Source organism: Bradyrhizobium sp. USDA 4341, from assembly GCF_054063755.1.
Map to the genome: position 1 here is coordinate 9556011 of NZ_JBSSGO010000002.1, position 25739 is coordinate 9581749.

At 64.7% G+C, this 25739-nt stretch carries 21 protein-coding genes; 11 read left to right on the forward strand and 10 right to left on the reverse strand.

The window, feature by feature from the left end:
- Positions 1-32 precede the first annotated feature (32 nt).
- Positions 33-362, forward strand: a complete 330-nt coding sequence (locus ACVIGB_RS50175; RefSeq protein WP_092125554.1) for a hypothetical protein — start codon at positions 33-35, stop codon at positions 360-362.
- Between the two features lie 687 nt (positions 363-1049).
- On the opposite strand, the gene ACVIGB_RS50180 is transcribed toward ACVIGB_RS50175, so the two are convergent.
- The 3 genes from ACVIGB_RS50180 to ACVIGB_RS50190 are packed head-to-tail and all read right to left on the reverse strand — an operon-like array spanning position 1050 to position 7158.
- Complete coding sequence (locus ACVIGB_RS50180) at positions 1050-2645, reverse strand: efflux transporter outer membrane subunit (protein ID WP_456723654.1); 1596 nt, start codon at positions 2643-2645, stop codon at positions 1050-1052.
- Entirely contained in the window at positions 2645-5902 is a 3258-nt protein-coding gene (locus tag ACVIGB_RS50185) for an efflux RND transporter permease subunit (protein ID WP_456723653.1), read from the reverse strand. The genes ACVIGB_RS50180 and ACVIGB_RS50185 overlap by 1 nt, the downstream gene beginning before the upstream one ends.
- A gap of 56 nt (positions 5903-5958) precedes the next feature.
- Positions 5959-7158 carry an efflux RND transporter periplasmic adaptor subunit gene (locus ACVIGB_RS50190; protein WP_456723652.1) on the reverse strand — a complete coding sequence of 400 codons (1200 nt, stop codon included), beginning with the start codon at positions 7156-7158 and terminating at the stop codon, positions 5959-5961.
- A 390-nt stretch (positions 7159-7548) separates the two neighbouring features.
- Here ACVIGB_RS50190 and ACVIGB_RS50195 point away from each other — a divergent pair, with 390 nt between their 5' ends.
- On the forward strand, positions 7549-8223 hold the full coding sequence (locus ACVIGB_RS50195) for a response regulator (protein WP_092125557.1): 675 nt from the start codon (positions 7549-7551) through the stop codon (positions 8221-8223).
- Between the two features lie 2 nt (positions 8224-8225).
- Positions 8226-9560 carry a sensor histidine kinase gene (locus ACVIGB_RS50200; protein WP_456723651.1) on the forward strand — a complete coding sequence of 445 codons (1335 nt, stop codon included), beginning with the start codon at positions 8226-8228 and terminating at the stop codon, positions 9558-9560.
- 43 nt (positions 9561-9603) lie between these two features.
- Here ACVIGB_RS50200 and ACVIGB_RS50205 read toward each other — a convergent pair whose 3' ends face one another.
- The 6 genes from ACVIGB_RS50205 to ACVIGB_RS50230 form a co-directional block, all read right to left on the reverse strand.
- On the reverse strand, positions 9604-10908 hold the full coding sequence (locus tag ACVIGB_RS50205; RefSeq protein ID WP_456723650.1) for a M20/M25/M40 family metallo-hydrolase: 1305 nt from the start codon (positions 10906-10908) through the stop codon (positions 9604-9606).
- Between the two features lie 123 nt (positions 10909-11031).
- The gene (locus ACVIGB_RS50210) at positions 11032-12636 is read right to left on the reverse strand and encodes a TRAP transporter large permease (RefSeq protein WP_092127171.1); all 1605 of its coding nucleotides are present in this window, start codon (positions 12634-12636) and stop codon (positions 11032-11034) included.
- Positions 12633-13172: a TRAP transporter small permease subunit gene (locus ACVIGB_RS50215; RefSeq protein ID WP_092127299.1), complete on the reverse strand. Its 540-nt coding sequence runs from the start codon at positions 13170-13172 to the stop codon at positions 12633-12635. The genes ACVIGB_RS50210 and ACVIGB_RS50215 overlap by 4 nt, the downstream gene beginning before the upstream one ends.
- 348 nt (positions 13173-13520) lie before the next feature.
- Positions 13521-14555 (reverse strand): GTP 3',8-cyclase MoaA, encoded by a 1035-nt coding sequence (gene moaA / locus ACVIGB_RS50220; RefSeq protein WP_456723649.1) that lies wholly within the window; start codon positions 14553-14555, stop codon positions 13521-13523.
- Between the two features lie 313 nt (positions 14556-14868).
- Positions 14869-15348 (reverse strand): hypothetical protein, encoded by a 480-nt coding sequence (locus ACVIGB_RS50225; protein ID WP_092127175.1) that lies wholly within the window; start codon positions 15346-15348, stop codon positions 14869-14871.
- 161 nt (positions 15349-15509) lie between these two features.
- Positions 15510-16190 carry an HAD hydrolase-like protein gene (locus tag ACVIGB_RS50230; RefSeq protein ID WP_456723648.1) on the reverse strand — a complete coding sequence of 227 codons (681 nt, stop codon included), beginning with the start codon at positions 16188-16190 and terminating at the stop codon, positions 15510-15512.
- A gap of 76 nt (positions 16191-16266) precedes the next feature.
- Between ACVIGB_RS50230 and ACVIGB_RS50235 the strand changes: the two genes are divergently transcribed.
- From ACVIGB_RS50235 to ACVIGB_RS50270, 8 genes are all read left to right on the forward strand, one after another.
- Positions 16267-17100 carry an SDR family NAD(P)-dependent oxidoreductase gene (locus ACVIGB_RS50235; RefSeq protein WP_456723647.1) on the forward strand — a complete coding sequence of 278 codons (834 nt, stop codon included), beginning with the start codon at positions 16267-16269 and terminating at the stop codon, positions 17098-17100.
- Positions 17101-17242: 142 nt separating this feature from the next.
- Positions 17243-17941 carry a ribose-5-phosphate isomerase RpiA gene (gene rpiA, locus ACVIGB_RS50240; RefSeq protein WP_342722615.1) on the forward strand — a complete coding sequence of 233 codons (699 nt, stop codon included), beginning with the start codon at positions 17243-17245 and terminating at the stop codon, positions 17939-17941.
- 23 nt (positions 17942-17964) lie between these two features.
- Positions 17965-18498, forward strand: a complete 534-nt coding sequence (locus tag ACVIGB_RS50245) for a DUF2059 domain-containing protein (RefSeq protein ID WP_092127182.1) — start codon at positions 17965-17967, stop codon at positions 18496-18498.
- An 82-nt stretch (positions 18499-18580) separates the two neighbouring features.
- On the forward strand, positions 18581-19966 hold the full coding sequence (gor, locus tag ACVIGB_RS50250; protein ID WP_456723646.1) for a glutathione-disulfide reductase: 1386 nt from the start codon (positions 18581-18583) through the stop codon (positions 19964-19966).
- A gap of 285 nt (positions 19967-20251) precedes the next feature.
- A complete protein-coding gene (locus tag ACVIGB_RS50255; RefSeq protein WP_456749361.1) occupies positions 20252-21706 on the forward strand; it encodes an amino acid permease in 1455 nt (484 codons plus the stop codon).
- 43 nt (positions 21707-21749) lie between these two features.
- Positions 21750-22835 carry an alpha/beta hydrolase family protein gene (locus ACVIGB_RS50260; protein WP_456723645.1) on the forward strand — a complete coding sequence of 362 codons (1086 nt, stop codon included), beginning with the start codon at positions 21750-21752 and terminating at the stop codon, positions 22833-22835.
- Between the two features lie 453 nt (positions 22836-23288).
- Positions 23289-23498, forward strand: a complete 210-nt coding sequence (locus tag ACVIGB_RS50265) for a DUF2934 domain-containing protein (RefSeq protein WP_456723644.1) — start codon at positions 23289-23291, stop codon at positions 23496-23498.
- A gap of 57 nt (positions 23499-23555) precedes the next feature.
- Complete coding sequence (locus tag ACVIGB_RS50270; RefSeq protein ID WP_456723643.1) at positions 23556-23909, forward strand: cupin domain-containing protein; 354 nt, start codon at positions 23556-23558, stop codon at positions 23907-23909.
- 744 nt (positions 23910-24653) lie between these two features.
- On the opposite strand, the gene ACVIGB_RS50275 is transcribed toward ACVIGB_RS50270, so the two are convergent.
- Positions 24654-25628 carry an IS481 family transposase gene (locus ACVIGB_RS50275; RefSeq protein ID WP_456723642.1) on the reverse strand — a complete coding sequence of 325 codons (975 nt, stop codon included), beginning with the start codon at positions 25626-25628 and terminating at the stop codon, positions 24654-24656.
- Positions 25629-25739 lie beyond the last annotated feature (111 nt).

The window sequence follows — 25739 nt, forward strand, 5'->3', positions numbered from 1 at the left end:
TTGTCTGGAGCCGGAAGAGGGCTGCCAAATGAATGCTTTTCGGCCAGATTCGTGCTAACGTTGCTCAGGAGCGTGAATCAGGACGCCATATGCGTTTCCTCGGTCTTATCCTGCGGTCGCTGTTTCTGACCCTTGTGGTGGTCATCACTGCTCGCGTCGCAAGCCCGCAAAACGAAACCATCTGGTCGGCCTACGAGACGCCATCGGATTTGTTTCGCATCATCCTGGGCGCCGCGGTCTGCCTCTTCGTCGCCGTCCAGATATTCAGGTATTCCAGAGATCCCGCTGATATGCGCAGGTGGGTCGTGATCGGCGGCGCCGCGGTGCCGTTGGCGCTGGTTTGCGCGGTCGTCATCTGGTAGGCGCCTTCGCTGATCGCGGCGGCCCAGCAATCATCGTGCGAGCCCCGTCGATCAAAATGGAAACGGCAATGATCGCACGGGAACGCGGCTTTCGAAGCTCAATCCGGTGGTCGGTCCGGTGCGGTAATGGCCGTTATAGTGCCCTCCATTTGGGCAGTAATTCGGATCCTGACGCTCCTGATCGTCGATTGTCCGGCGATAGCTTCGCCGCTGATAGCGCGTCTGCCAGCAATGGCAGTTCTGGTCACAAGCGAGCCGTATCCGAACGACGCTTGCGGGGCCTCGCGGCGACAGCCGCGTGACCTGAACAGGCGCCGCGCAGGCAACCGACGCCATCATGGCACCGGCCGCAGCGATGAGAAGCAGACGCGTTGTGTTTTTCATATGGGTCTCATCGAGCCGATCAGCGTGAATCCCGGAAGCCAACTCAATTGCCGGAGCGTGCCGCTATTTCCTTGGCAATCGCTTTGGCGGCGATGCTGGAGGCGTTGATACGGCAGCCGGCGTCGTGCGAACCACCGGGTTCTTCTGCTCGGTGGGACCGCCGAGATTGCTTGGCTTCTTCGGACCGCCGACCGCGCTTTGCGCGGCTGCGGATCCCGCAGAGATCGCAAGGAGAATTGCCGCCAGGGTGAGCATGTTTTTCATTCGTCGGTTCCTCCAGTCAGTAGCCTTGTGCGGCGCTTGTCAGCGGACAGGCGGCCCGTTTTCGCTGACGCGCTGCGGGGTGGCGGCGGGCAAATCCTCCAGGGCACATTTGCGCCAGTCGTCGGATGCGCAGTTTGTCGGCCAGCCGCCACCAAGCGCCATGAAAAGCGCGGCGCTGTCCGAGAGGCGCGTCGCCTGGGCCTGCACGCGGACCACTGCCGCCGTCAGATAGACCTGCTGGGCATTGAGCACGACCACCTGATTGACTTGCCCGAGAGCAAGCTGCTTCTGAATGATGTCGAGGCTGGCCTTGGCGGCGAGCTCGGCCCTGACGGCAGCCTGCAAGGCGCGCGCGTCGGCCTGCAGGCTGCGCAAGGCGTCTGCGACGTTCTGCATCGCGGTGACGACGGCCTGGCGATAGAGCGCATCCGCCTGGTCCATCGCGGCCTCCGCGGCCTTCTGCTTGTGGTAGAGCGTCAGGCCGTCGAACAGCGGCTGGGTCGCGCTCGCCGCGATGACGTAGAAGCTGGTCCCCGGCGTGAACAGCTCGGCGAGGCTGAAGCCGGCGGCGCCGGCATTGCCGGTGATCGTGATGTTGGGCAGCCGCGCCGCGATCGACACGCCGACCTGGGCATTCGCCGAGTGCAGCAGCGCCTCCGCGGCCCTGACATCCGGTCGCTGGGCAATCATCTTGCTCGGCAGGCTCACCGGCAGGTGTGCGGGAAGCGCCAGGCGGTCGAGCGTGAACTTCTGCAGGATTTCGTCCGCCGAGAATTGCCCGGCCATCGACGTCAGCAGGTCGCGCTGAACCGCGAGCTGCTTTTCGAGCGGCGGCAGCAGTTGCTCGGACTGGGCCAGCGCGGCCTCCTGCGCCAGCACGTCGACCTGGGCGGCGCCGCCCGCGTTGAACTGGTTCTTCACGATCTCCAGAATGCCGCGTTCGATCTTCACGACGCGCTGGATCGCGGCAATCTGGCCGTGCAGCGATGCTTCCTGGATCGCCGCGGTGACGACGTTGGCTGTCAGCGTGAGGTAGGCCGCTTCCAGCTGGAACAGTTGCTGCTCGGAAATCGCGCCGAGACTTTCGACCGCGCGAACATTCTGGCCCCAGATATCCGGCACGAAGCTGACGTTCAGTTGCGCGGTATGAAGCGAAAATACCGAAGGCGACTGGCCGCCCGGGCCCGAACCCGATGCGCCGGAAATCTGCTGCTGGGCGGGCGTGTAATTTGCGCCGAGCTGCGGGAAGAACAGCCCGCGCTGCGCCAGCGCGTTGTATTGCGCGATCCTGATCGACGCCTCGGCCGCTTGCAGGGACGGATTGTGCTCGACCGACATCTTGATCAACTCGTCGAGCGGCTTTGAGCGAAATGCCATCCACCACCGCAGCGATACGTCCTCTCCGCTGACGAAGTGCTGCTTGGGCACGCTGGGGCCCCCGGCACTCGAGCTCGGGGAGGCCAGCTTCTCCGGCGTGTAGCGATCGACGTCCGGGGCGGCCGGCGGCACGAAATTCGGGCCGACGGCGCAGCTTGCCAGCAACAGCCCGGCGGTGCCGGCGCCAAGCGTCGGACGCAGGGCGCGCCTTCCGCACCGCGCGAGCGCGGCAACAACCCTTGCGACGATCTCGGACATCAGGCGCCCCCTTCATGCGCCGCTTCGGGCGGCGCCGTGGCAGCCGCCTGGTCGGGAGAGGCGACAGGCTCGCGCGACAGGAAGATCTTGCGCAGCGCAGGCGCTACGATCAGCAGCAGCAGCGGGCCGATGAACATGCCACCGACCACCACGGTCGCGAGCGGCCGCTGCACCTGGCTGCCGATGCCGTGCGACAGCGCGGCGGGGAACAGGCCGACGCCCGCGGACAGCGCGGTCATCAGCATCGGCCGCATGCGCTGCTCGGCGCCGTTGAATACCGCCTCCGCGATGCTCATGCCCGCGGCCCGCAATTCGCGGAAATAGGTGATGTTGAGGATGCCGTCCATGACCGCGACGCCGAACAGCGAGATGAAGCCGATCGCGGCCGAGATCGAGAAATCGAGCCCGGCGAGGTACAGCGCGATCAGGCCGCCGCCGACCGCGAAGGGTATGCCGGCGAGCGCCAGCAGGCTGTCACGCAGCGAGTTGAACAGGCTGTAGAGCAGCACGAAGATCAGCAGCAGCGTCACAGGCACCACGATCATCAGGCGCGCCTTGGCGGCTTCGAGATTGTCGAATTCGCCGGACCAGATCATCCGGTAACCGGTCGGAAGCTGCACGGCCTCGGCGACGCGCGTCTGTGCGTCCGCCACCGTGCTGCCGAGATCGCGGCCGCGCACGCTGAACTTGATCGGGATGTAGCGCTGGCTGCGCTCGCGGTAGATGAACGACGCGCCGGTATCGAGCGAGATGTCGGCAAGCTCGCTCAAGGGGATGTAAGCGTTGGTGCCGGATGGCGTCTGGTAGGCCACCTTGATCTCGCGCACTTCGTCGATGCTCTGGCGGAACTTCGGATCGAGCCGCACGACCACGCCGAACTGCCGGTCGCCCTCCAGCACCGTCGTCGCGCTGGTGCCGCCGAGCGCGGCCTGGACGACGGTCGTCACGTCGCCGGTATTGAGACCGTAGCGCGCGGTCTTCTCGCGGTTCACCTTGATGTTGAGGTTGGGCTGCCCGACCAGGTGGAAGATGCCGAGATCGGCGACGCCGCGGATCTTGGCCATCTCCTGCGCGACCTTGGTCGCGAGCTGTTCGAGCACGGCGAGGTTGGGACCGATGATCTTGACCGAGTTCGCGCCCTTGACGCCTGACAGCGCCTCCTCGACGTTGTCCTGGATGTATTGCGAGAAGTTGAAGGTGACGCCGGGCAGTTCCTCGTCGAACTCCCGCTGCAGTTCCTCGGTGAGCTTCTCCTTGGTCAGGCCAGGCGGCCACTGGTCGAACGGCTTGATCGGCGCGAACAGCTCGACATTGGAGAATGGAGAGGCGTCGCTGCCATTGTCGGGGCGGCCATGCTGTGACACCACCGTGATGATCTCAGGGTGACGCAACAGGATCTCGCGCATCTTGCGGGTCGGTTCAGTGCCGGCGTCGAGCGACATGGTCGGCGGCATCGAGGCGCGGATCCAGAAATTGCCCTCCTCGAGCGCGGGCAGGAATTCGCTGCCGAGCCGGCTCGCAGCAAGGCCGCTCAGTCCGAGGAAAATGATGCCGGCTGCGACCGCGACCCTCAGATGCGTCAGCGACCAGCGCAGCACGGGTGTGTAGGCCCTGCGCAGCGAGCGCACGATGATGGTTTCGGTTTCCTCGATATGCTTCGGCAGCAGCAGCGATGCCAGCACCGGCGTTACCGTGAATGTCGCCAGCAGCGCGCCGGCGAGCGCGTAGCCGTAGGTTCGCGCCATCGGGCCGAAGATCTGGCCTTCGACGCCCTGCATGGTGAACAGCGGCACGAATGCGGTGACCGTGATGGCCGCGGTGAAGAACACCGCCTTGTCGACCTGCAATGCGCTGACGAAGATCATGCGCAGCCGCTCGGACCAGCCCGGCGCGGGCTGGTCGTTTCGCGTCGTGGGATCGCCACCCCAGTATCCCTCGGCGAGGTTTTGCAGCACCCGCAGCCGGTTCTCCGGGCTGGACTGGAAGTTGCGGAAGATGTTCTCCATCATGATGACGGCGGAATCGACGATGATCCCGAAGTCGACGGCGCCGAGCGACAGCAGATTGGCGTCCTCGCCCTGCAGCACCAGGATGATGATCGCGAAGAACAGCGCGAACGGGATGTTGGCGCTGACGATCAGCGCGCTGCGCAGGTCGCCGAGGAAGACCCACTGGATCACGAACACCAGCAGGCAGCCGAACATCAAATTGTGCAGCACGGTGTGGGTCGTGACGCTGACCAGCGAGGTGCGGTCGTAATAGGGGACCACCTTGACGCCGGCAGGCAGGGTGCCGTCGCTGTTGATCTTGGCGACTTCCTCCTCGACCTTCGGCACGATGTCGTTGGTGTGCTGCGTGCGTCCCATCACGACGATGGCCGCGGCGACGTCGTCGTTCCTGTCCTTGCCGGCGATGCCGAGCCGCGGCACATAGCCGACCGAGACCTTGGCGACGTCCTTGATCTGGATCGGCAGCCCGTTGGATTGGGTCAGGACGACGTTCTCGATGTCCCGGACCCTGTAGCCCTTGGTGATATCGTCATCGCCGCCTGAGTTGATCAGGCCGATGCCGCGGATGTTGACGGATTGCAGGCCGATCGCGATTTCGCGGCCACCGACATTGATGTTCGCGTTGCCGAGCGCGCTGATCAGCTGCGGCACGGTGATGTTATAGGCTTCGAGCTTGGCGAGATCGGCGTCGACGTTGAACTGCTTGGTGGTGCCGCCCCAGGCATTGATCTGCACCACGCCTGGAAGCGTCATCAGCCGGCGGGCGACGACGTAATCCTGCAACGTCCTGAGATTGGTCAGGCCGAAATTCGGCGGACCGACGAGCTGGTAGCGATAGATCTCGCCGACCAGGCTCGACTGCTGGATCTGCGGGATCTGGTTGCCGGGAAGCTGAACGTTCTGCGTGAGGTTGTTGGTGGCCTGCGACAGCGCGAAGTAATAGTCGACGCCGTATTTGAAGGTGACCCGCACGAACGACAGCCCGTAGAACGAGGTCGAGCGGATGTTGACCACGCCCGGCGTCGAGTACAGCCCGACCTCCATCGGGATCGTGTAGTACTTCTCCATCTCCTCGGCGGAGAGGCCGGCGGCCTGGGCCGTGATCTCGAGGATGACGGGCGCCGGGTTCGGATAGGCCTCGATGTTCAGCTTGGCGAACGCGGCGAATCCGGCGGCGCAGAACACCGCGAGGCCGAGCACGATGACGGCGCTTCGGGTCAGACCGAATTGAAGGAGGCTCTTGATCAAGGTGCTGCACTTACTCTTGAGCGGACGAGGGCGCGGTCAGCGTTGCGGCTGGCGCGCTAGCCGGTGGCCGCGTTGGCGAACTTGTTGCTGAGGAAGATCGCGCCCGTGGAGGCGACCTTCTCGCCGGCTGCGAGGCCGTTGAGGATTTGCCGCCAGCCGTCCTGCTCCATGCCGATCGTCACCGTGCGGCGGTCGAACTTGCGGCCGTCGGTCGTTACCCACACCGTCATCGTGCCGTCGCCCTCGCGCACGATGGCGTCCAGCGGAACGCACACCGACAGCTTTGGCGGTTCGGTTTCGATGGTGAAGCTCGCCAGCATGCCGGCGCGCAGCTTGTGCTGGGGATCATCGATCACCGAACGCACCAGCTGGCGGTGCGAGTTCGGATCGATGTTGAGGCCGAGCGTCGTCACGCGGCCGCGAAACACCTCATTCGGATAGGCCGGCACCCGCACCTCGACCGGTTGACCGATCCGGTAGGCGGGGGCATCGGTCTCGATCACATTGGCGACCATCCACATCGTCGAGATGTCGGCCAGCGAATAGGGCGCCGGTGCATTGCCGGGCTGCACAAAGAGTCCCGGCGCGGCATTGCGCGCAATGATCCGGCCGGAGATCGGGCTCGGCACCACGAGAATGGAATCGACCTTGCGGTCGGCGACGATACGGTCGATCTCGGCGTCGGTCTTGCCGAAGATGCGCACCGCGTCGCGCCCGGCCTTGTAGTTGCCCTCGGCGGTCTGCTGATCCGACGTCGCCTGGTCGACGTCCTTTTGCGCGCCGCCGCCGGTCTTCAGCAGCTGCCTGACCCGCGCCAGCGTCCTGGTCTGCAGTTCGAGCACGCCGGCCGCGGCGAGCAGCGACGACTCGGCTTGCAGCAGATCGGGGCTGTCGATCGTGAACAGCCTGTCGCCCTTCGCAACCTCGTCACCGACATTGAGGGGCGTGTCGACGATCCTGCCGGGATTTGAGGTAAACGCCTGCACCAGCATGTTCTGATTGAAGTCGATCGAGCCGACCGCGTTCTTCAGGGTCCGGAACGAACGCTGCTCCGCGGCCATGGTCTTCAGGGAGGCCGCCTGCTTGTCGCTCAGCGCGACGTATTGCTGCTCGACGTTGACGTCCTGCGGCGCGGTCTCCTGCGCGGCCTTGGCGTTCACGACACCATCGGCGCGCGTCGTGAGCCACGCGCCGGCGAGAAGCGCCGCCAGCACCGGCATCGCCGCAAAGCCCATATACTTCATTCGAAATGACATCGCCCGCCGCCAATACTGCATGAAAGTCTCGCGCGAGAGACGAGGTCTTGCCGCATGGCGGGCCGTCGTCCGATCTCCCGGTGAGAGCAGATGAACGATTATCAGGGCTAGCTGACGCCAGCCTTACATTCGCCTTTTCAAGAGAGCGCCCGGCGCGCGAATTTGATTGCGGCGGGGGCCGGTTTATCTATTTTGCGTGGGAATAGGAGCCGCGGCACATAGCCAAAACATAGCGCGGTTAGCGGCAATCCCGGCGTTGTGCTTAAATGCGTATCGTTTGCACATCGGGATTGCTCAACGTGCGATCTGTTGCGGAATTGTCGCTTGGCTGGCGCATCGCAACAAGGTGTGCAATCGGAAGACCGATCGAATGAAAACAGGACTGCTGCGATGCGCCTTCTGATCGTCGAGGACAATCTCGAGCTATCGCGACTGCTCGCGAGCGGGCTGGTGGCGGCGGGATATGAGTCCGATATCGTCAACAGCGTTGCCGAGGCGCGTGATGCGCTGCGCAGCGTCACCTATGCTGCCATGATCCTCGATCTCGGTCTGCCGGACGGTGATGGCCTGTCGGTGCTGTCGGAGCTGCGCCGCAAGACCGACCCGCTGCCGGTCCTGGTGTTGACCGCGCGCAACGGCCTGCAGGATCGGGTCAACGGCCTGCGCAGCGGCGCGGACGATTATCTGGCGAAGCCGTTCGCGCTGGAAGAGCTGGTGGCGCGGCTCGAAGCCATCCTGCGCCGGCCCGGCCAGCTGCTCGGCTCGTCGCTGAAGCTCGCCAATCTTGTCTACGACACCGAGAGCAAGCAGGTGTTCGTCGACGGTGCTCCGCACGTCTTCTCCGCGCGCGAAACGTCGGTGCTCGAAATCCTGCTGCGGCGGCAGGGGCGGGTGGTGCCGAAGAAGAATGTCGAGGACCACATCTTCGGGCTGTCGGGCGAGGTCGCCTCGAATGCCGTCGAGGTCTACGTGTCGCGGCTGCGCAAGCTGCTCACCGAGCACCGCGCCAAGGTCATCATCCACACCATTCGCGGCGTCGGCTATCTGATGGCGGAGGAGAAATAGGGGTGTTCCGCTTCACGTCGCTGACCTCGCGGATCGTGTTCCTGCACATCGTGGCGGTCGCGGTCGCCGCGATCTTCCTGCCGCTGCTGCTGCTGTGGTTGCTGAACTCGGAGATCAACCAGCTGCATCGCGAAGCGATGCGCGATCAGGCCGCCGATCTCGGCCAGAACCTGGTGGTCGATTCCGCCGGCAAAGTACAGCTCAACCTGCCGGACAGCCTGAGGGGGCTCTATTCCGACGCCTATGGGCGCTATCGCTACGACATCTACGATGCGGACGACCATCTGCTGTTTTCGTCGCATCGCGGAGCGCCGCGACTGCCGGCCCTGGCCGACCGGATTTCCGGCGCCAGCGCCACCAAGCTCGTCGGCGGCCAGACGCTGCGCATCCAGGTCGCCGAGGACCTGTCGCATCGCGACGTCATCATCGACGACATCGTTTCCAACTTCTTCCGGCGGGTCGGCTGGATCACCATCCCGATCCTCCTGATCCTGCTGGCGACCGACATCCTGATCTTCCGCCGCGCCGTGATTCCGCTGCTGCGGGCTTCGGAGGAGGCCAGGAGCATCGGACCGGCCAGGACCGACATCCGTCTGCCGACGGAGGGGATTCCGAGCGAAATCCTGCCGCTGGTGACCGCCGTCAACCAGGCCTTCGATCGTCTGGAGGACGGGTTTCACGTGCAGCGCCAGTTCACCGCCGATGCCGCGCACCAACTGCGCACTCCGCTTGCGATCCTGAGGACCCGGATCGAGACGCTGGATGTAGCCAGGGGAACCAAGGAGCTGCATGCCGACATCGAGAGCATGAGCCGTATCGTCAGCCAGCTGCTCGAGATTGCCGAGCTCGATACGCTGGTGCTGGACCCCGGCGAAACCGCGGATCTGCGCGCCGTGTGCGCCGAGGTGGTCGGCTCGATCGCGCCCTATGCGCTGGCGCAGCAGAAAGACATCGCGCTGCGCGGCACCGACGGTCCGGTGCGGGTCAAGGGCAATGCCGAGATGCTGCAGCGCGCGATCTTCAATCTGGCGGAGAACGCCATCAAGTACACGGCAGACGCGACCTCGGTCGATGTCGAGGTGCACGAGGACGGTTCGGTGCAGGTGCGCGACTGCGGGCCGGGGATCGCGCCGGCCGAGCAGGGCCTGGTGTTCCAGCGCTTCTGGCGCGGCGATCGTCAGCGCCAGCGCACGGACGGAGCGGGGCTCGGGCTCTCGATCGTCCGCGGCGTCGTCGACGACCACGACGCGACGATCAAGGTAGAAAACCTGCCGTCCGGCGGTGCCCAGTTTACGCTGAGCTTCCGCCTCGCCAGGACAGAGCCGGCGACCGTGTGAGAGGCTCGGCCTGCGGCACCGGTCGTGCCGCGGGCCGGCCGGCTTACTTCACCTTGCCGTCGGACAGGTCCATGATCATGCGCGTGGTCAAATACAGGCGCGGCACGATGCTGTTGATCTGCACGTACTCGGCATCGTTGGAGTGTGCGCCGAAGCCCGAGAGGCCCATGCCTTCAACCACGGCTCCCTTGGTCTTGAGGGCGGCAAACGCAGCGTCGGTGCCGCCGCCCGTGGCCCGCTCGGCCACGTTCAGCGGCATGCCGAGTTCCTGATAGATCGTCTTGCCGTGGCCGGCCACGCGGCGCGAGGCGTCGTTGGCTTCGAGCGGCGGGCGGCGTACCTCGAACTTCACGTCCACCTTGGAATCGGGCAGCAGGTGGTTCTTGATCTTGTCCTGCAGCGCCGTCTCGAGTTCGTCGAAGTCGGACACCTTCAGCGCACGCGCATCGGCCTGGGCGGTGGCTTCGGCGGGGATTACGTTGCGGTTGGTGCCGGACTTCGAAACCGTCCAGTTCAGCTTGAGGCCCTGCTCGGGCTTCGACAGGTCTTTCATCTGCAGCACCTGGTGTGACAGCTCATAGAGTGCATTCACGCCGCCTTCAGGCCTGGCGCCCGCATGCGACGACTTGCCATGCACCGTGAGATAGGCCGAGCCGATGCCGCTGGTGGCGAGGCGGAGCGTGCCGCTGGCGTCGCTGCCTTCGAACGAGAACACGGCATCCTGCTCCGCGGCGACGCGGGTGATGGTGCTGCGCCAGCCGGGCGAAGAGATCTCCTCGTCGCCATTGATGAGCACCGTGAGCGTGCCGTAATCCCTAAAGTTCAGCTTCTGCAGCAGCGCCACGCTGTGGATGATGGTGGCGATGCCCTGCTTGTCGTCGGCGATGCCGAGGCCGTAAGCCTTGTCGCCATCGACGCGGAAGGGCTGATCCTTCAGCATGCCCTTGAGATACACCGTGTCCATATGCGCGATCAGCATGATTTTCGCGCTGCCCGTGCCCTTGAAGACGGCCTGCACGGCAGGGCCGATCTTCTCCGGCGTATCGTCCAGCCGGTAGATGTCGGTGGTCTGCAGGATGTCCACTGCGCCGCCGAGTTCTTTGAGCTGGCCGGCGATGCGCGCGGCGATCTGGTTGAGGCCTTCGATGTCCTTGCTGCCGGATTCGATCTGCACGAGGTCGCGCAGGGTGTCGAGCAGCGGCTGCTGCTCCTGTTGCGCCAGTGCGCGAATGTCGGCTGCCGGCGCCGCATGCGCTGTGGCAGCGGCAAACGCCAGGCTGAGGGATGCCAGGCTGAGGGAAGCGATGAGCGGGCGAACGAACGAGCGGGCGGGATGCGATTGGGGCATGGCGGCGGTCTGTGAGTTGGAGGGCGATCCGTATCCCCGCGTCTTCACAGGACTCGACGCCGCCGTCAACGGTTCCAGCGTGCCCCGCTTCCGCCGGGGGCACGCTGAAGAAGCTGGGGCCGGCTACTGCTTCGGTTGCCCGAAATCGAGCGGCGGCAGCTCGATCTGCGGCACCTCGATCTTGACCTTGTTGAGATCGACATCGAGCGGCTTGTCGAGCAGTCCGGTGACGACGACCGGGAATGCGATCACCAGCGCCACCATGATCGCCTGCAACCCGATCCAGGGCATTGCGCCCCAATAGATGTCGGAGCTCTTCACTTCCTTCGGCGCCACGCCGCGCAGATAGAACAGCGCGAAGCCGAACGGCGGATGCAGGAACGAGGTCTGCATGTTGACGCAGAGCATGACGCCGAACCAGATCAGCGCGGCGTCGGGGCCGACCACGGGCGCCAGCACCTTCTGCGCGATCGGCGCGATCATCGGCAGGATGATGAAGGCGATCTCGAAGAAGTCGAGGAAGAACGCCAGGAAGAAGATGAAGAGGTTGATGAAGATCAGGAAGCCCCAGACGCCGCCGGGCAGCGAGGTCAGAAGGTGCTCGAGCCAGACGCCGCCGGATACGCCGAGGAACACCACCGAGAAGCAGGTCGAGCCGATCAGGATGAAGGTGACCATGCAGGTGATGCGCATGGTGGTCTCGTAGCCCTGCTTGATCAGGTCGCGCAGGTCCGGAATCTTGACGGCTTCGAGGCAGATCCAGACCACCGCGAGATAGGTGATCGCGAAGGCGAGCCTGAAGATCAGGTTCTCGCTGTAGAGCATCGCGATGATGGTGCCGATGCCGCCGGCGATCACGCCGACGATGAGCATCTTGCGGCCGGTCGCGCTGAAATCCTTGTGGTGGATCGCGGCGAGCACGATGGCGCCGACCGCGCCCATGGCGCCGGCTTCCGTCGGGGTCGCAAGGCCCATCATCATGGTGCCGAGCACGACGAAGATCAGCACCGCGGAGGGGATGATGCCGAGCAGGCACTTCTTCCACAGCGCCCAGCCGGTCAGCGTGCGGGCATCGATCGGCACCGCGGGCACATGGCTCGGCTTGAAGATGCCGAGCAGGAAGGTGTAGCCGGCGAACAGCAGGATCTGGAACACCGACGGGCCCCAGGCGCCGAGATACATGTCGCCGACCGACTTGCCGAGCTGGTCGGCGAGCACGATCAGGACCAGCGACGGCGGTACCAGCTGCGTGATGGTGCCGGAGGCGGCGAGCACGCCGGTGATGTAGCGGATATTGTAGCCGTAGCGGATCATCACCGGCATCGAGATCAGCGCCATGGCGATCACCTGCGCCGCCACCGTGCCGGTGATGGCGCCGAGGATGAAGCCGACGATGATCACGGAGTAGCCGAGGCCGCCGCGGATCGGGCCGAACAGTTGGCCCATCGAATCCAGCATGTCCTCGGCGAGCCCGCATCTCTCCAATATCGCGCCCATGAAGGTGAAGAACGGAATCGCGAGCAAAAGCTCGTTGGACAGCACGCTGCCGAAGATGCGGCCCGGGATCGCCTGCAGGAAGTTGAGGTCGAAGAAGCCGAGATAGATCGAGAGAAACCCGAACGACAGGCCGACCGCGGCGAGCGTGAACGCCACCGGATAGCCGATCAGCATTGCAATGATCAGGCCGCCGAACATCAGTGGCGGCATCATCTCCAGCGTAATGGTCATTGCGTCGGCCTCTCGTACTTCGCGTCGATCGTCACATAGCCCTGCAGCGCGGCGATCCGCTTGATCACCTCGGAGACGCCTTGCAACGCGAGCATCACGAAGCCGGACGGGATAACGAATTTGATCGGCCAGCGCAGCAGGCCGCCGGCATTGCCGCTCATCTCGCCGACCGCGTAGGCCTGGTGGAAGAACGGCCAGGACAAATAGGCGAGCAGCAGACAGGAGGGGATCAGGAAGAACAGGGTGCCGATCAAGTCGAGCCAGAGCTGACCGCGTTCGGACAGCATCAGATAGAGGATCTCGACGCGCACATGCTCGTTGCGCTTGAAGGTGTAGGAGGCGCCGAACATCACGAGGATCGCAAACATGTACCACTGCGCCTCGAGCCAGCCGTTCGAGGAGTAGCTGAACGCGTAGCGGATCATGGCATTGCCGGCGCTGACCAGGCAGGCGAGCAGGACGAGGAGGTTGCAGACGTATCCGATCTTCTCGTTCAGTCGGTCGATGGCCTGACTGAGTGCCAACAATGGGCGCATCACAATCTCCACGGCCGCGCGATCTGCGCGCCGAATATCTTTTCAAGCATCATCTGGCCGCCGCACGCACGCGCACGGAGCCACGGCTCACCTTCAGGAGCAGTTGCAAACGTTCATCCTCCCCCGAAATCCGCTTCCGCCGTTGTTAGGTGCTCTTGGCTACCGGATCGTCGGCAGGTGCCGACAGGGGGCAGCGGCCTATCCGGCCGGGCGAGCGTGAAAGCCGGGGCACCAAATCAGCGCCGTGTAGCGCCGTCAATCGGAAAATGGGCAAATTGACGGCGCGACAAATCGTTGTCCCGCCTTGGTAATCGGGGGACGGCGCAGGCGTCGGCAGCGGGCTCTGAACTAGCCGCCGGTGACGCTCATGTGGCGGCTGACGCTCGGGCGATTGTGGCGGCGGTCGATGATGAAATCGTGCCCCTTCGGCTTCAGCCCGATCGCCCGGTCGATGGCCGCCGACAGCAGATCGTTGTCGTCGGAGGCGCGCAGCGGCCGGCGCAGGTCGGAGGCGTCCTCGTGGCCGAGGCAGGTGTGCAGCGTGCCGGTGCAGGTGATCCGCACCCGGTTGCAGGATTCACAGAAATTGTGGGTCATCGGCGTGATGAAGCCGAGCTTGCCGCCGGTCTCGGCGACCCGGACATAGCGGGCAGGGCCGCCGGTGTCGTCGGCAAGGTCGGTCAGCGTGTAATGCTTCTCAAGCCGCGCGCGCAGCAGCGACAGCGGAACGTACTGATCGATGCGGCCCTCGCCGATGTCGCCCATCGGCATCACCTCGATCAAGGTCAGGCCCATTCCCTTGCCATGCGCCCATTCCATCAGCGCGGGAATCTCGTCCTCGTTCATGTTCTTCAGCGCGACCGCGTTGATCTTGACCGCAAGCCCGGCCGATCGTGCCGCCTCGATACCCGACAGCACCTTGTCGATGTCGCCCCAGCGGGTGATGGCCCGGAACTTTACGGGGTCGAGCGTGTCGAGCGAGACGTTGACGCGCCGCACGCCGCAATCGACCAGCTCCTGTGCGAAGCGTGCGAGCTGCGAACCGTTGGTGGTCAGCGTCAATTCGTCGAGCGCGCCGGTCGAAAGGTGGCGCGACAGCGAACGCACCAGGCCCATCACATTGCGGCGGACCAGCGGCTCGCCGCCGGTGAGGCGGATCTTGCGCACGCCCTTGGCAACGAAGGCCGAGCACAGGCGGTCGAGCTCTTCCAGCGTCAGCAGGTCGGCCTTCGGCAGGAAGGTCATGTCTTCCGACATGCAATAGAAGCAGCGCAGGTCGCAGCGGTCGGTGACGGAGACGCGCAGGTAACGGATCGTCCGGCCGAACGGATCGGTCATCGGACGAAACAGCGTGTCGGAATGCGCCTGCGTGGATCCGTTCATTCAACCCGAGCCTTTAAGCCAAGCCTTCAAGGCGAGACCTTAACTCAAGACCTCAACTCAAGTCTTGAAATGTGTCCCTGCGTGCGGAGCCGAGCCCGGCTCCAGGCCCACAATCTATGCACGTTGGCGCGCCGTCACAATGCGTCCGTAAGGATGATCCGCAACATGCAAAGCTGATCGCGCGCGATAGGTGAGACAGATCGCGCGATGCATGATCGCAATCGCCGATGTGTCTCCACGAAATACAAAAACCCGGCTTTGGACCGGGCTCTTGTGCAGTGCAATCTAGATCAGAAGCGCGCAGCGTTGCGCGTCAGCGTGTGGGCGCGGCTGCCGGCGGCGGTGCCGCGCTCGGAGCAGGGAACGCCGCGTCCGAAGCGGCAGGAGCCGCAGCGGCAGCCGGCTTCGGCTTCTTCTTCGGCCGCATCGCCTTGTGCCCGCGCGGCGGCGGACCGGCGGGTTGCAACTCGGCGAACACCGGGCTCGGATCGAGCGTGGTGGTGGCTGGGCTCGTGATGTCGCCCGGTGTGCGGGTCACCGTCACCGGCACCGTCGCCGGCTGGAACTTCGGCATGTTGAAGGTGACGGTGAAATTGGCCTCCGGCGCCGGGATCGACACCGAGCAGGGCGTCTTGCAACCCGGCCCGATCGAGGTCACGGCGTCGGCGCCTTGCGGGGCCGAATCCAGCTGCACCTGCATCGGCGGCGGTGCCGACTTGAACGAATCCAATGAGAACGAAGAGCAGCCGGCCAGGCTCAGCCCGGCGGCCGCAATCACGATGATACGACGCATGATCCACACTCTTACTGCGGCAATCAGCCACAATCCCCGGGCCGACCATAGGAGCGTCGGAACAGAGGTGCAACAGGGGGAGGTCTGTTCGTTAAAGGATGGTTAATGGAAAATCCGCATGGAAAAATATTGCCAAGTAATATCAATGTGTTGCGGAAATCTTATGCGGCGCCGAGGCTGGCCACGGCGTCCGGCAGATCGCGCATATGGCTGATCAGCCGGTCCGGTTTCAGCTCGGTCATCGGGACATCGGTGTAGCCGAAATCGACGCCGATCACCGGGACGCTGGCGCGCCGGGCGACCCCGACATCGGGACCGGCATCGCCGACCATGATGGCGCCGGGCAGCTTTCCGCCGGCGCGGGCGACCGTCTCGCGCAGGAACGCCGGATCGGGCTTGGCGACGCCGAATGTGTCCTGGCCGCAGATCGCGGCAAAGCGCGGCGTCAAACCGAGCCGGTCGAGCAGCAGCTTCGACAGCCATTCCAGCTTATTGGTGCAGACCGCGAAGCGATGGCCCTTGGCCTCCAGCCGGTCGAGCGCGGCTTCGAGCCCGTCGAACGGGCGCGAGCCGTCGGCGATGTGCTCGGCGTAATAGTCGATGAAATCCTTGGTCAGGCGATCGAGGTCCGCGAGGCTGACCACGCGTCCGTCCACCTCGAGCCCGCGCTCGAGCAGCTTGCGCGCGCCGGCGCCGATCATGTTGCGGGCGGCCGACAGCGGCACCGGCCGCAGACCTTCGCGGTCGAGCACATAATTCAGCGCGCTGATCAGGTCAGGCGCGGTGTCGACCAGCGTGCCGTCCAGATCGAACACGATGATGGGGGGAGAGGAGGCGGACATCACGCTTTTGGCTATCGGGCCGCGCGCCGCGATGCAAGAGTAGATGTCGGCGCGTCGTGAAATTGGGGAGGCCGGGATGCGGGAATTCGCCGGAAAAGCCGCTTTTGTCACCGGAGGAGCCAGCGGAATCGGGCTGGCCATGGCAACCGCGTTCGCGCGCGAGGGCATGAAGGTGATGCTCGCCGACATCGAAGGTGGCGCGCTCGACAAGGCCGTCGATGCGCTGCGGGCCGGCGGCGCGGACGTCCATGGCGTGGTCTGCGACGTCGCCGATCCCTCAAGCGTCGACCGCGCGGCAGAGGCATCGTTCCGCGCCTTCGGCAACGTCCACGTTGTCTGCAACAATGCCGGCGTCGCGGCCGGTGGCGGCATCGATCAGATCTCGATCGAGAATTGGCGCTGGGTGATCGAGGTCAACCTGATGGGCGTAGTGCACGGCATCAAGAGCTTCCTGCCGCAGATCCGCGGGCACGGCGAGGGCGGTCATATCGTCAACACCGCGTCGATGGGCGGAATGAATGCCGGTCTCGGCTTCAGTCCCTATTCGGCGAGCAAGTTCGCAGTGGTGAGCATGTCGGAGGGGCTTGCCTGGCAACTCGCGCCTGACGGCATTGGGGTTAGCGTGCTGTGTCCGAGCTATGTGCGCACACGGATTGGCGAGAGCGGGCGCAACCGCCCAGAACGGTATGGGCCGACCCGCGCGCTCGCGCCCGGCAGCGCGGCGTCCGCGATGGTCGCGGAGATCGCACGGCAGCTCGATGCCGGGCTCGATCCGGCCGCGGTTGCGGCGCGGGTCGTGGCCGCGATCCGCGAGCAGCGGCTCTATGTCTTCACCCATCCGGGGATGCGGGCCGAGGTTGAGGGCCGTTTTGCGGCGATTTTGACCGCAATCGACGCCTTTCAGGCGTGATAACCGCTCGCGGAGCAGGTTTCCGAATAGGCGCTGGACAGGCCCGGATGGCGCTATTCCTGCCCGTGAATCGAGGCTAGATATGCGCCCGCCGGGCCGCCCGATGGCGCGCCCGTAACGGACAACCGAGGGGCTATCGGCCGTGGACATGGACGCACTGAAACGCCAGGCGGCGGCGCGCGCGCTCGAAGAGGTGCGCGACGGCATGAAGCTCGGGCTCGGCACCGGGTCGACCGCCAAGCATTTCGTCGAGCTGCTCGGCGAGAAGGTCCGCGCCGGCATGAAGGTGATCGGCGTGCCGACCTCGGAGGCGACCCGGGCGGACGCGATCCGCTGCGGCGTCCCGCTGACCACGCTGGACGAGGTCGATCATCTCGACCTCACCATCGACGGCGCCGACGAGATCGACCCCGCGCTCAATCTGATCAAGGGCGGCGGCGGCGCGCTGCTGCGCGAGAAGATCGTGGCGGCCGCCAGTGATCGCATGATCGTGATCGCCGACGACAGCAAATGGGTCGAGGTGCTCGGCCGCTTTCCGCTGCCGGTCGAGGTGATCCCGTTCGGGCTCGCCGCGACCCAGGCCGCGATGGCGCGTGCGTTCGCCGAGGCCGGCGTGTCCGGCCAAATGATCATCCGTAAGGGCAAGGACGGTCACGTTTTTGTCACCGATGGCGGCCACTGGATCGTCGATGCCCATCTCGGCCGGATCGGCGACCCGCCGCGTCTCGCCGGTTTGCTCAGCGTGATCCCGGGCGTGGTTGAACATGGTCTGTTCATCGGGCTCGGCAGCGTCGCCGTTCTGGCCGGCGCACAGGGAATTCGGGTTGTTGAACGGCGCTAACGCCGCAAGCAAGGAGACTTGGAATGAAGCGTTTTTCGGGACTTTTGTCGGCAGTGGCCCTGGCGGCTGGACTGGCGCTCGCGGCTGCACCGGCCATGGCGCAGCAGCAGCTGCCCCCCATGCCCAAGGTCAAGCAATCGACCCCCGCGGCGATTGCGGCTGCCAAGGAAATCCTGACGATGAAGAACGTGGCGGTGATGTATTCCGGCGCCGTTCCGGGCATCATCGAGAAGACCAAGACCGGCCTGCTGCAGCAGTACCTGAACTACCAGAAGGATCTCGACGAGGTCGCGGTGATCGTCGCCAAGCAGTTCGCGGGCGGCGAGAAGGAGATCGGCGACGGCATGGCGCAGATCTACGCCGCCGAGTTCACCGAGCAGGAGCTGAAGGACCTCGTGACGTTCTACAAGACCCCGCTCGGTCAGAAGCTTTTGACCGCGGAGCCCACGGCAATCAACGGATCGCTGCAATATATGCAGCAGTGGGCGCAGCAGTTCGGCGTGATCGTCAACGGCCAGTTCAAGGCCGAGATGAAGAAGCGCGGCAAGGATATCTAAGAGCGTCTTCGAGCGCTCTGATGCGCTCCGTGTGACCTCGCCCCGCTTGCGGGGCGAGGGAGAAGAAACAGAGGTTGTTGCCATGGCCGAATTTGACGTCGACCTGTTTGTCATCGGTGGTGGGTCGGGCGGCGTTCGTGCCGCCCGCATTGCTGCCAACTATGGCGCGAAGGTCATGGTCGCCGAAGAGTACCGGATGGGCGGGACCTGCGTGATCCGCGGCTGCGTACCGAAGAAGCTGTTCGTGATCGGCAGCCACGTCCACCAGGAGATCGAGGACGCGGCCGGCTTCGGCTGGAGCATCGGTCAGGTCTCGTTCGATTGGGCGACGCTCGTCGCCAACAAGGACAAGGAGATCGCCCGGCTCGAGGGCGCCTACACCACCAATGTCGAGAAGTCCGGCGCCAGGATCGTCAAGACCCGCGCGGTGCTGGAGGATGCCCACACCATCAGGCTCGCCACCGGCGAGAAGGTGACGGCGAAATACATCCTGATCGCCACCGGCGGCGCGCCCAATCACGGGCCGGCGGTTCCCGGCATCGAGCATGTGATCTCCTCCAACGAGGCGTTTCACCTGAAGGAGCTGCCGAAGCGGATCGTGATCCAGGGCGGCGGCTACATCGCGCTGGAATTCGCCGGCATCTTCGCCGGCTACGGCTCCGACGTGACCGTAGTCTACCGCGGCGACAACATCCTGCGCGGCTTCGACGAGGACGTCCGCAAGCATGTCCGCACCGAGATGGAGAAGCGCGGCATCACCGTCATCACCGGCTGCACGGTGGCGAAGATCGACAGGCACGGCCGCGATTTCACCACGCATCTGTCGAGCGGCTCGAGCATCGCCTCCGACCAGGTGATGTTCGCGATCGGCCGCCATCCCAATGTCAGGGGGCTCGGGCTGGAGGCTGCCGGCGTCGCCATCAATCCCGCCAATGGCGGCATCCAGGTCGACGGCTGGTCGAAGACCTCGGTCGACAACATCTACGCTATCGGCGACGTCACCCACCGCACCAATCTGACGCCGGTCGCGATCCGCGAGGGCCACGCCTTCGCCGACACCGTGTTCGGCAAGCGTCCGGTGCAGGTCGACCACGCGACGATCCCGACCGCGGTGTTCTCGCAGCCGGAGGTCGGCACCGTCGGCCTCACCGAAGAAGAGGCGCGGGCGCAGTACAGCCACGTCGACATCTACAAGACCGATTTCCGCCCGATCAAGGCGACGATGTCCGGCCGCGACACCCGCGTGCTGATGAAGCTCGTGGTAGACGGCACAAGCGACCGCGTGCTTGGCTGCCATATCGTCGGCGACTGCGCCGCCGAGGTCACCCAGGTGGTCGCGATCGCGGTGAAGATGAAGGCGACCAAGGCGGATTTCGACGCCACCGTCGCGCTGCATCCGACCGCCTCCGAAGAGCTGGTGACGATGCGCACCCCAACCGCGCGCCACGTGCGCCAGGCCGCGGAGTAGGGCGCACGCGGCGTGCCGATGATGCGTCGCGTCGCGGTGAAACATCCGGACACACTCAGTCGGTCCGCGGATGCGCGCAGCGACGCCGTCGCGTTCCCGCACCGGGAACCAGTCGTCATAGTCGCGCGTATATAGACAGAGCTCCCTGAGATCGTTGTTTGGCGGCTCGCGCGCCAAAAACTGCTTGCGTTGCCTGAACGTCAGGACAATCGTTCGGATACTGCGGCCCAAGGTTCTAGCTCTGATTGAAGGGCTGCATTGGCCTTACCAGATGGAGATGTCGCCATGACAGATCTGGGTTTGATGACGCGCAAATCGGTCGCCACCATCATCGCCGAAGCAGGGGAGCACACGCTCGGCAAGACACTCGGGGCGTTGAGCATCACGGCGCTCGGGATCGGCTGCATCATCGGTGCGGGCATCTTCGTGCTCACCGGCACCGCGGCGGCGCACTATGCCGGCCCCGCCATCATGCTCTCCTTCGTCGTCGGCGGCATCGCCTGTGCCTTTGTCGGCCTGTGCTACGCCGAGCTCGCGGCGCTGCTGCCGGTCTCCGGCAGCACCTACACCTATACTTACGCGACCCTGGGCGAGCTGTTCGCCTGGGTCATCGGTTGGGACCTCATCCTCGAATACGCGATGGGCGCCTCCACCGTCGCGGTCGGCTGGTCCGGTTACATCGTCTCGCTGCTGCACAATTTCGGCATCAACATCCCACCGCAATATGCCGCGGCGCCCTGGACCGAGGCCAAGCTGCCGGACGGCTCGACCGTCGAAGGCATCGTCAATCTGCCGGCGGCGTTCATCGTGCTGGCGCTCACCGCCATGCTGATCGGCGGAACCAAGGAATCGGCCCGGCTCAACAACATCATGGTCGGTATCAAGCTCGTCGTCGTGCTCGCCTTCATCCTGTTCGGCGTCGGCTACGTCACGCCGGCGAACTGGCATCCCTTCATCCCCGACAACACCGGCACGTTCGGTCAATTCGGCTGGACCGGCGTGATGCGCGGCGCCTCCGTGGTGTTCTTCGCCTTCATCGGTTTCGACGCGGTGTCGACCGCAGCGCAGGAGGCCAAGCACCCGCAGACCGACATGCCGATCGGCATCCTCGGCTCGCTGCTGATCTGCACGATCCTGTATGTCGCGGTCGCCGGCGTGCTCACCGGCCTCGTGCCCTACACCGAGCTCGGCGTCGCCGATCCGATCGCCAAGGGCGTCGATGTCATCGGGCAGACCTGGTTCTCGGTGCTGATCAAGATCGGCGCGCTCTCCGGCCTCACCACGGTGATCCTGGTGCTGCTGTATGGCCAGAGCCGCATCTTCTTCCAGATCGCCAAGGACGGCCTGCTGCCAAGACTGTTCTCCGACGTGCATCCCTCGCTCGGGACGCCCTACAAGAGCCAGCTCTTGATCGGGATCGTGGTGGCTGTTGTCGCGGCGCTGACCCCGATCGATATCCTCGGCGAGATGGTCTCTATCGGCACGCTGTTCGCCTTCGTGCTGGTCTGCGGCGCGGTGATCTATCTGCGCAAGAGCGATGCGGAGATTGCCCGCCCGTTCCGCACGCCGGGCGTGCCTGTCGTCCCGGTGCTCGGCATTGCCTTCTCGGTGCTGCTGATGGTGTTCCTGCCCTGGGAGACCTGGCTGCGGCTCATCGTGTGGCTTGTGATCGGCCTCGCGCTCTACTTCGTCTATGGCCGCCGCCACTCGGTCCTGCTCAACGGAACGGCGTCGCGCTAGGCATGTGATAATGTCGAACCAGCGGTGATCGGGGAGCGTCTGGATGCGGATTCTGGCGCTGTGGTTGATCCTGCTCACGGCGCCGGAATTCGCTCACGCCGATGATGCGGCATTAAAGGTCGGCGTCACGACGCGCGATTTCATTCCGGCCGAGCCTTACGACTGGCGCGGCGCCGCGACGCATGTGCTCCGCGCCGTGATCTGGTATCCGGCCGTGGCCGAGGCGCGCGAGCAGCCGCAATCGATCGGACCACGCCTCCTCCCCTTCGCCCGTGCGGGCCGCGCCGCGCCCGATGCGGCGCCCGCGGCGGGACCGCGGCGTCCGCTGGTGCTGCTGTCCCACGGTTTTGGCGGCACGGCGTTCGATCTCGCCTGGCTCGGCGCGGGGCTTGCAGCCCACGGATTTATCGCCGTCGCGGTCAACCACCCCGGGAATAATCGATTGGAGGACTACACGGTCGAGGGTTTTGCGCTGATGTGGCTGCGCGCCGTCGACCTCAGCGCGATCATCGACGCCATGCGCGCCGACGAGATTTTCGGCGACCGGATCGACCTGGGGCGGATCGGCGCTGCCGGCCACTCGCTCGGCGGCTACACGGTGCTTGCGATCGCAGGCGGCATCACCGATCCGTCGCGGACGGAGGCGTTCTGCCGCTCACCCGCTGCCGACGCGTTGTGCACGGCGCAAGCGGGCGTCTCCGACCTGCGCCGGAAGAGCCAGCTGCGCCTCGGTTCCGATCCCGACTTCCGGCAGCGCTACAGCCTTGCCGGCAATTCCTATCGCGATGAGCGCGTTCGCGCTGTCTTTGCCATGGCGCCGGGACCGGGACCGGCCTTGACGCCGGAGAGCCTTGGCGGGATATCGATCCCGGTCGCGATGGTCACGGGGAGCGCCGATGAAGCGGCCCCGCCGGCCTCCGGAGCCGAAGCGCTCGGCAAGGCTATTCCGCATGCGGCGCTGAAGGAGTTTCCGCGCGCGGGCCATTTCGTCTTCTTCGACACCTGTACGATGGTAGGGCGTCTGGTGATCGGGACTGTATGCCGTGATCCCGAGGGCACCGACCGCGAGGCGGTCCATGCCGAGACGATCGGCCTTGCGCTCGGTTTCTTCACTGAAAACTTGCGCTGAGCAGCCGCCGCGCCTTGGTGCGGCCCTGGCGACGGGAACGGAGAACGAGCCCTGCCTGAAAGTCCAACGCCGCCCGCTTAAAATACATGCGAGCGGCGTTGTCTCTAGCCCCAGGAAGGTCACGGGCAAAATCCTGATAATCTTAAGTCTGCAGATGCGCGCAAAGGTTTCATACCTCAGAAGGGGTAGGTTGCCTCCGCAAGACCGGCGCGCAGCCGGCGGCCGCGCTTGATGCCGCGGAATTGGGCACCCTTGTTGACATGCATATGCATCGGGGTCTTTTCCCCTGGGGCCGCTCTTCGCGCGCCTAAATCCGGCAAATGGCCTGCGCAACGGCGCTTGTGCACAGATGGTGCGAGGAGCAGCGCGGCGATCTCGCGCGCGCTGGAACCTTGCGCTATGCTGGCAGTTCCACTCCAAACAGTTTGATGTCTCAAATTGAGGGAGCCGCCCATGACAGGCCCAACCGAGCAGGAGATTCGGACCCGCGCCTACGAATTGTGGAAGGATGCCGGCGAGCCGCCGGGCCAGATGGATCAGCTCTGGTACAAGGCCGAACGCGAGCTGCTGGCGCGCAAGGCCGCCAACGGCGAAACGCCCTGCGGAATGAACGGGCACAACGGGCCGACGACGTATCCGGAGAAGTTGAGGGGCGTGCATTGAGAGTATCGCGCGGCTGAGCTAACGAGCCCGGCAAGCTGGCCCGGACCCGGAGGCATCATGAGCGACGCGATCGACCTTTCGCAGAAACTATCGACGTTCTCCGATCACTGGTCGCCGCGCACCGTCGCGCAATTCAACGCCTGCGACGTCATGGTGGTGAAGGTGCAGGGCGAGTTCGTCTGGCACAAGCACGACGACACCGACGACTTCTTCCTCGTGCTAAAGGGCGTGCTCGACATCGAGCTGCGCGATCGCACCATCACGCTGCACCCCGGCCAGATGTACATCGTGCCGAAGGGCGTCGAGCATCGCCCCGTCGCACGGGAAGAGGTGCATCTGCTGCTGATCGAGCCGACGGGCACGCCGAACACGGGCGATGCGGCGACGGCGGCAGCGCGGAAGGTGGTGTGAGACTGTAAAGTCCAACAATCCCCTGCGATGGCTCGTTTCGTTTTTTCGGAATTCCCTCTTGACGCGCCCCCCAACTCAGATGTTCAATTGGCGCGTCTCACCCGATCGAGGGGCGCTGCGCATCGTCAGGAGTGTTGCGGTGAGATGCGGTGGACGCCGGGCATGCGAGAGACGACATGCATGCGGGGCGGACGGCGAAATCGTGTGGTCCTGACGCCCTAGCGGCAGGTGTCTCGTCGCGAGATGCGAAAGCGTTTTGCGAAGGCGGTGACAAGCAAGCCCAGTCTCACCGGGGAGAGCACGTATAAGCCGTAACCCATCGCGCAGGGAAAGCCGGGATGTTTCCGGTTACACCTGTGGTCCGACCTCCGGTGCTTTTTGTTGCACCGGATCCATGGGTGCGATCGGCACCCGGCTTTCCCTGCGCCCTCCGATCAAGGAGTGGCGAAACAGGATGCAAAACTTCGGACAGATAGTGTCGCGAGAATGCAAAGCTGCGTCCTCATCCTCAGCTGTCATCGCCCGCGCACGCGGGCGATCCAGTACGCCGCGGCCTCTCAGTTCAACAATGACTGCCTCTGGAATACTGGATCGCCCGGTCGAGCCGGGCGATGACACCGAGATGAGGTCCGCAATAGCGGTGTGTCGTATCGCGCGAGAACCATCCTCATCGTCGTCCTGGCGAAGGCCAGGACCCATTACCCCAAATGCTGGTTGGCGCACGACGCTCGGGCCGCGTCGCGTTCACAATCGAATGCGGTGGTTATGGGTCCCTGCTTTCGTGTTTGGTCCCGTGTGATTGGCGAGGGCCTGCATTGGGGCCAGGTAGCCGAGGCATTTGAGGCGAGTTCGGTTGTAGTCGTGGACGAACTTGGCGATGAAGGCGTCCCGATCGGCATGGTCGATGAAGGTGCGCCTTGCACTGCCGCGCTTTTGTTCGCGGCCAATGGCTTCGGCGATACGGCGGTTGAAGCGTTCAACGAGACCGTTGGTCTGCGGGTGGTAGGGCTTGGTCAGGCGATGCTGGATGCCGCGCTGCTTGCAGACCTGATCAAAGGGGTGGTCGCCGGACGGTTTCCCGACCGGCTTGTTCTTCTTGTCGACAGCAAAGCGGTCGGTGAACTCGGCGCCGTTGTCGGTCAGGATGGTGTGAACCTCGTGCGGGAAGTCGGCCAGGAAGCGTTTGAGGAAGCCGGTCGCGGTGGCTCCGTCCCGCCTGGAATGGATCTCGACAAAGACGTAGCGGGTGGCGCGGTCGATGGCGACGAAAGCATAGCTGGTGCGGCGTTGCAGAGCCGGCAGATACTTCACGTCGATATGGATAAAGCCGATGCTGGCGGTCTCGAAGATACCGGGCTTGGGCTTGTCAGGCTTGGCAAGCCGGCTGATGCCATTGCGCTGCAGGCAGCGGTGAATGGCGCTGCGGGACAGCTTGGCATTGATGCATCGCTGCATCACCTCGACGATGTCGTCCAGCGGCAACTGCAGCGACGTCCGCAACTCGCAAACCGCTCGCTCTTCGACGGCCGACAGGCTGGTCGTGAGGTTGTTCGGCCGGTGCGAACGGTCTCCAACCGTGGTGCGGCCGCGCCAGCGGTAGATCGTGGTCTCGCTGACCCCCAGTTCAGCCGCCAACTGGGCAACCGACTTCTTGCTGCGCTGGATGTAGGCGCGCGTCTTGGGTGTCGTGGTGGCGTTCGCGTGCAGGTTCAGTTCCATGACACGAGGTGCTCCCTGACAAAGGCCACGCCTCGTTCTACACCGATTCCATCCAACCAATCAGCAGGGACCAAACACTTTCGCAGGGACGACGGCGGAGAAAAATCGGTG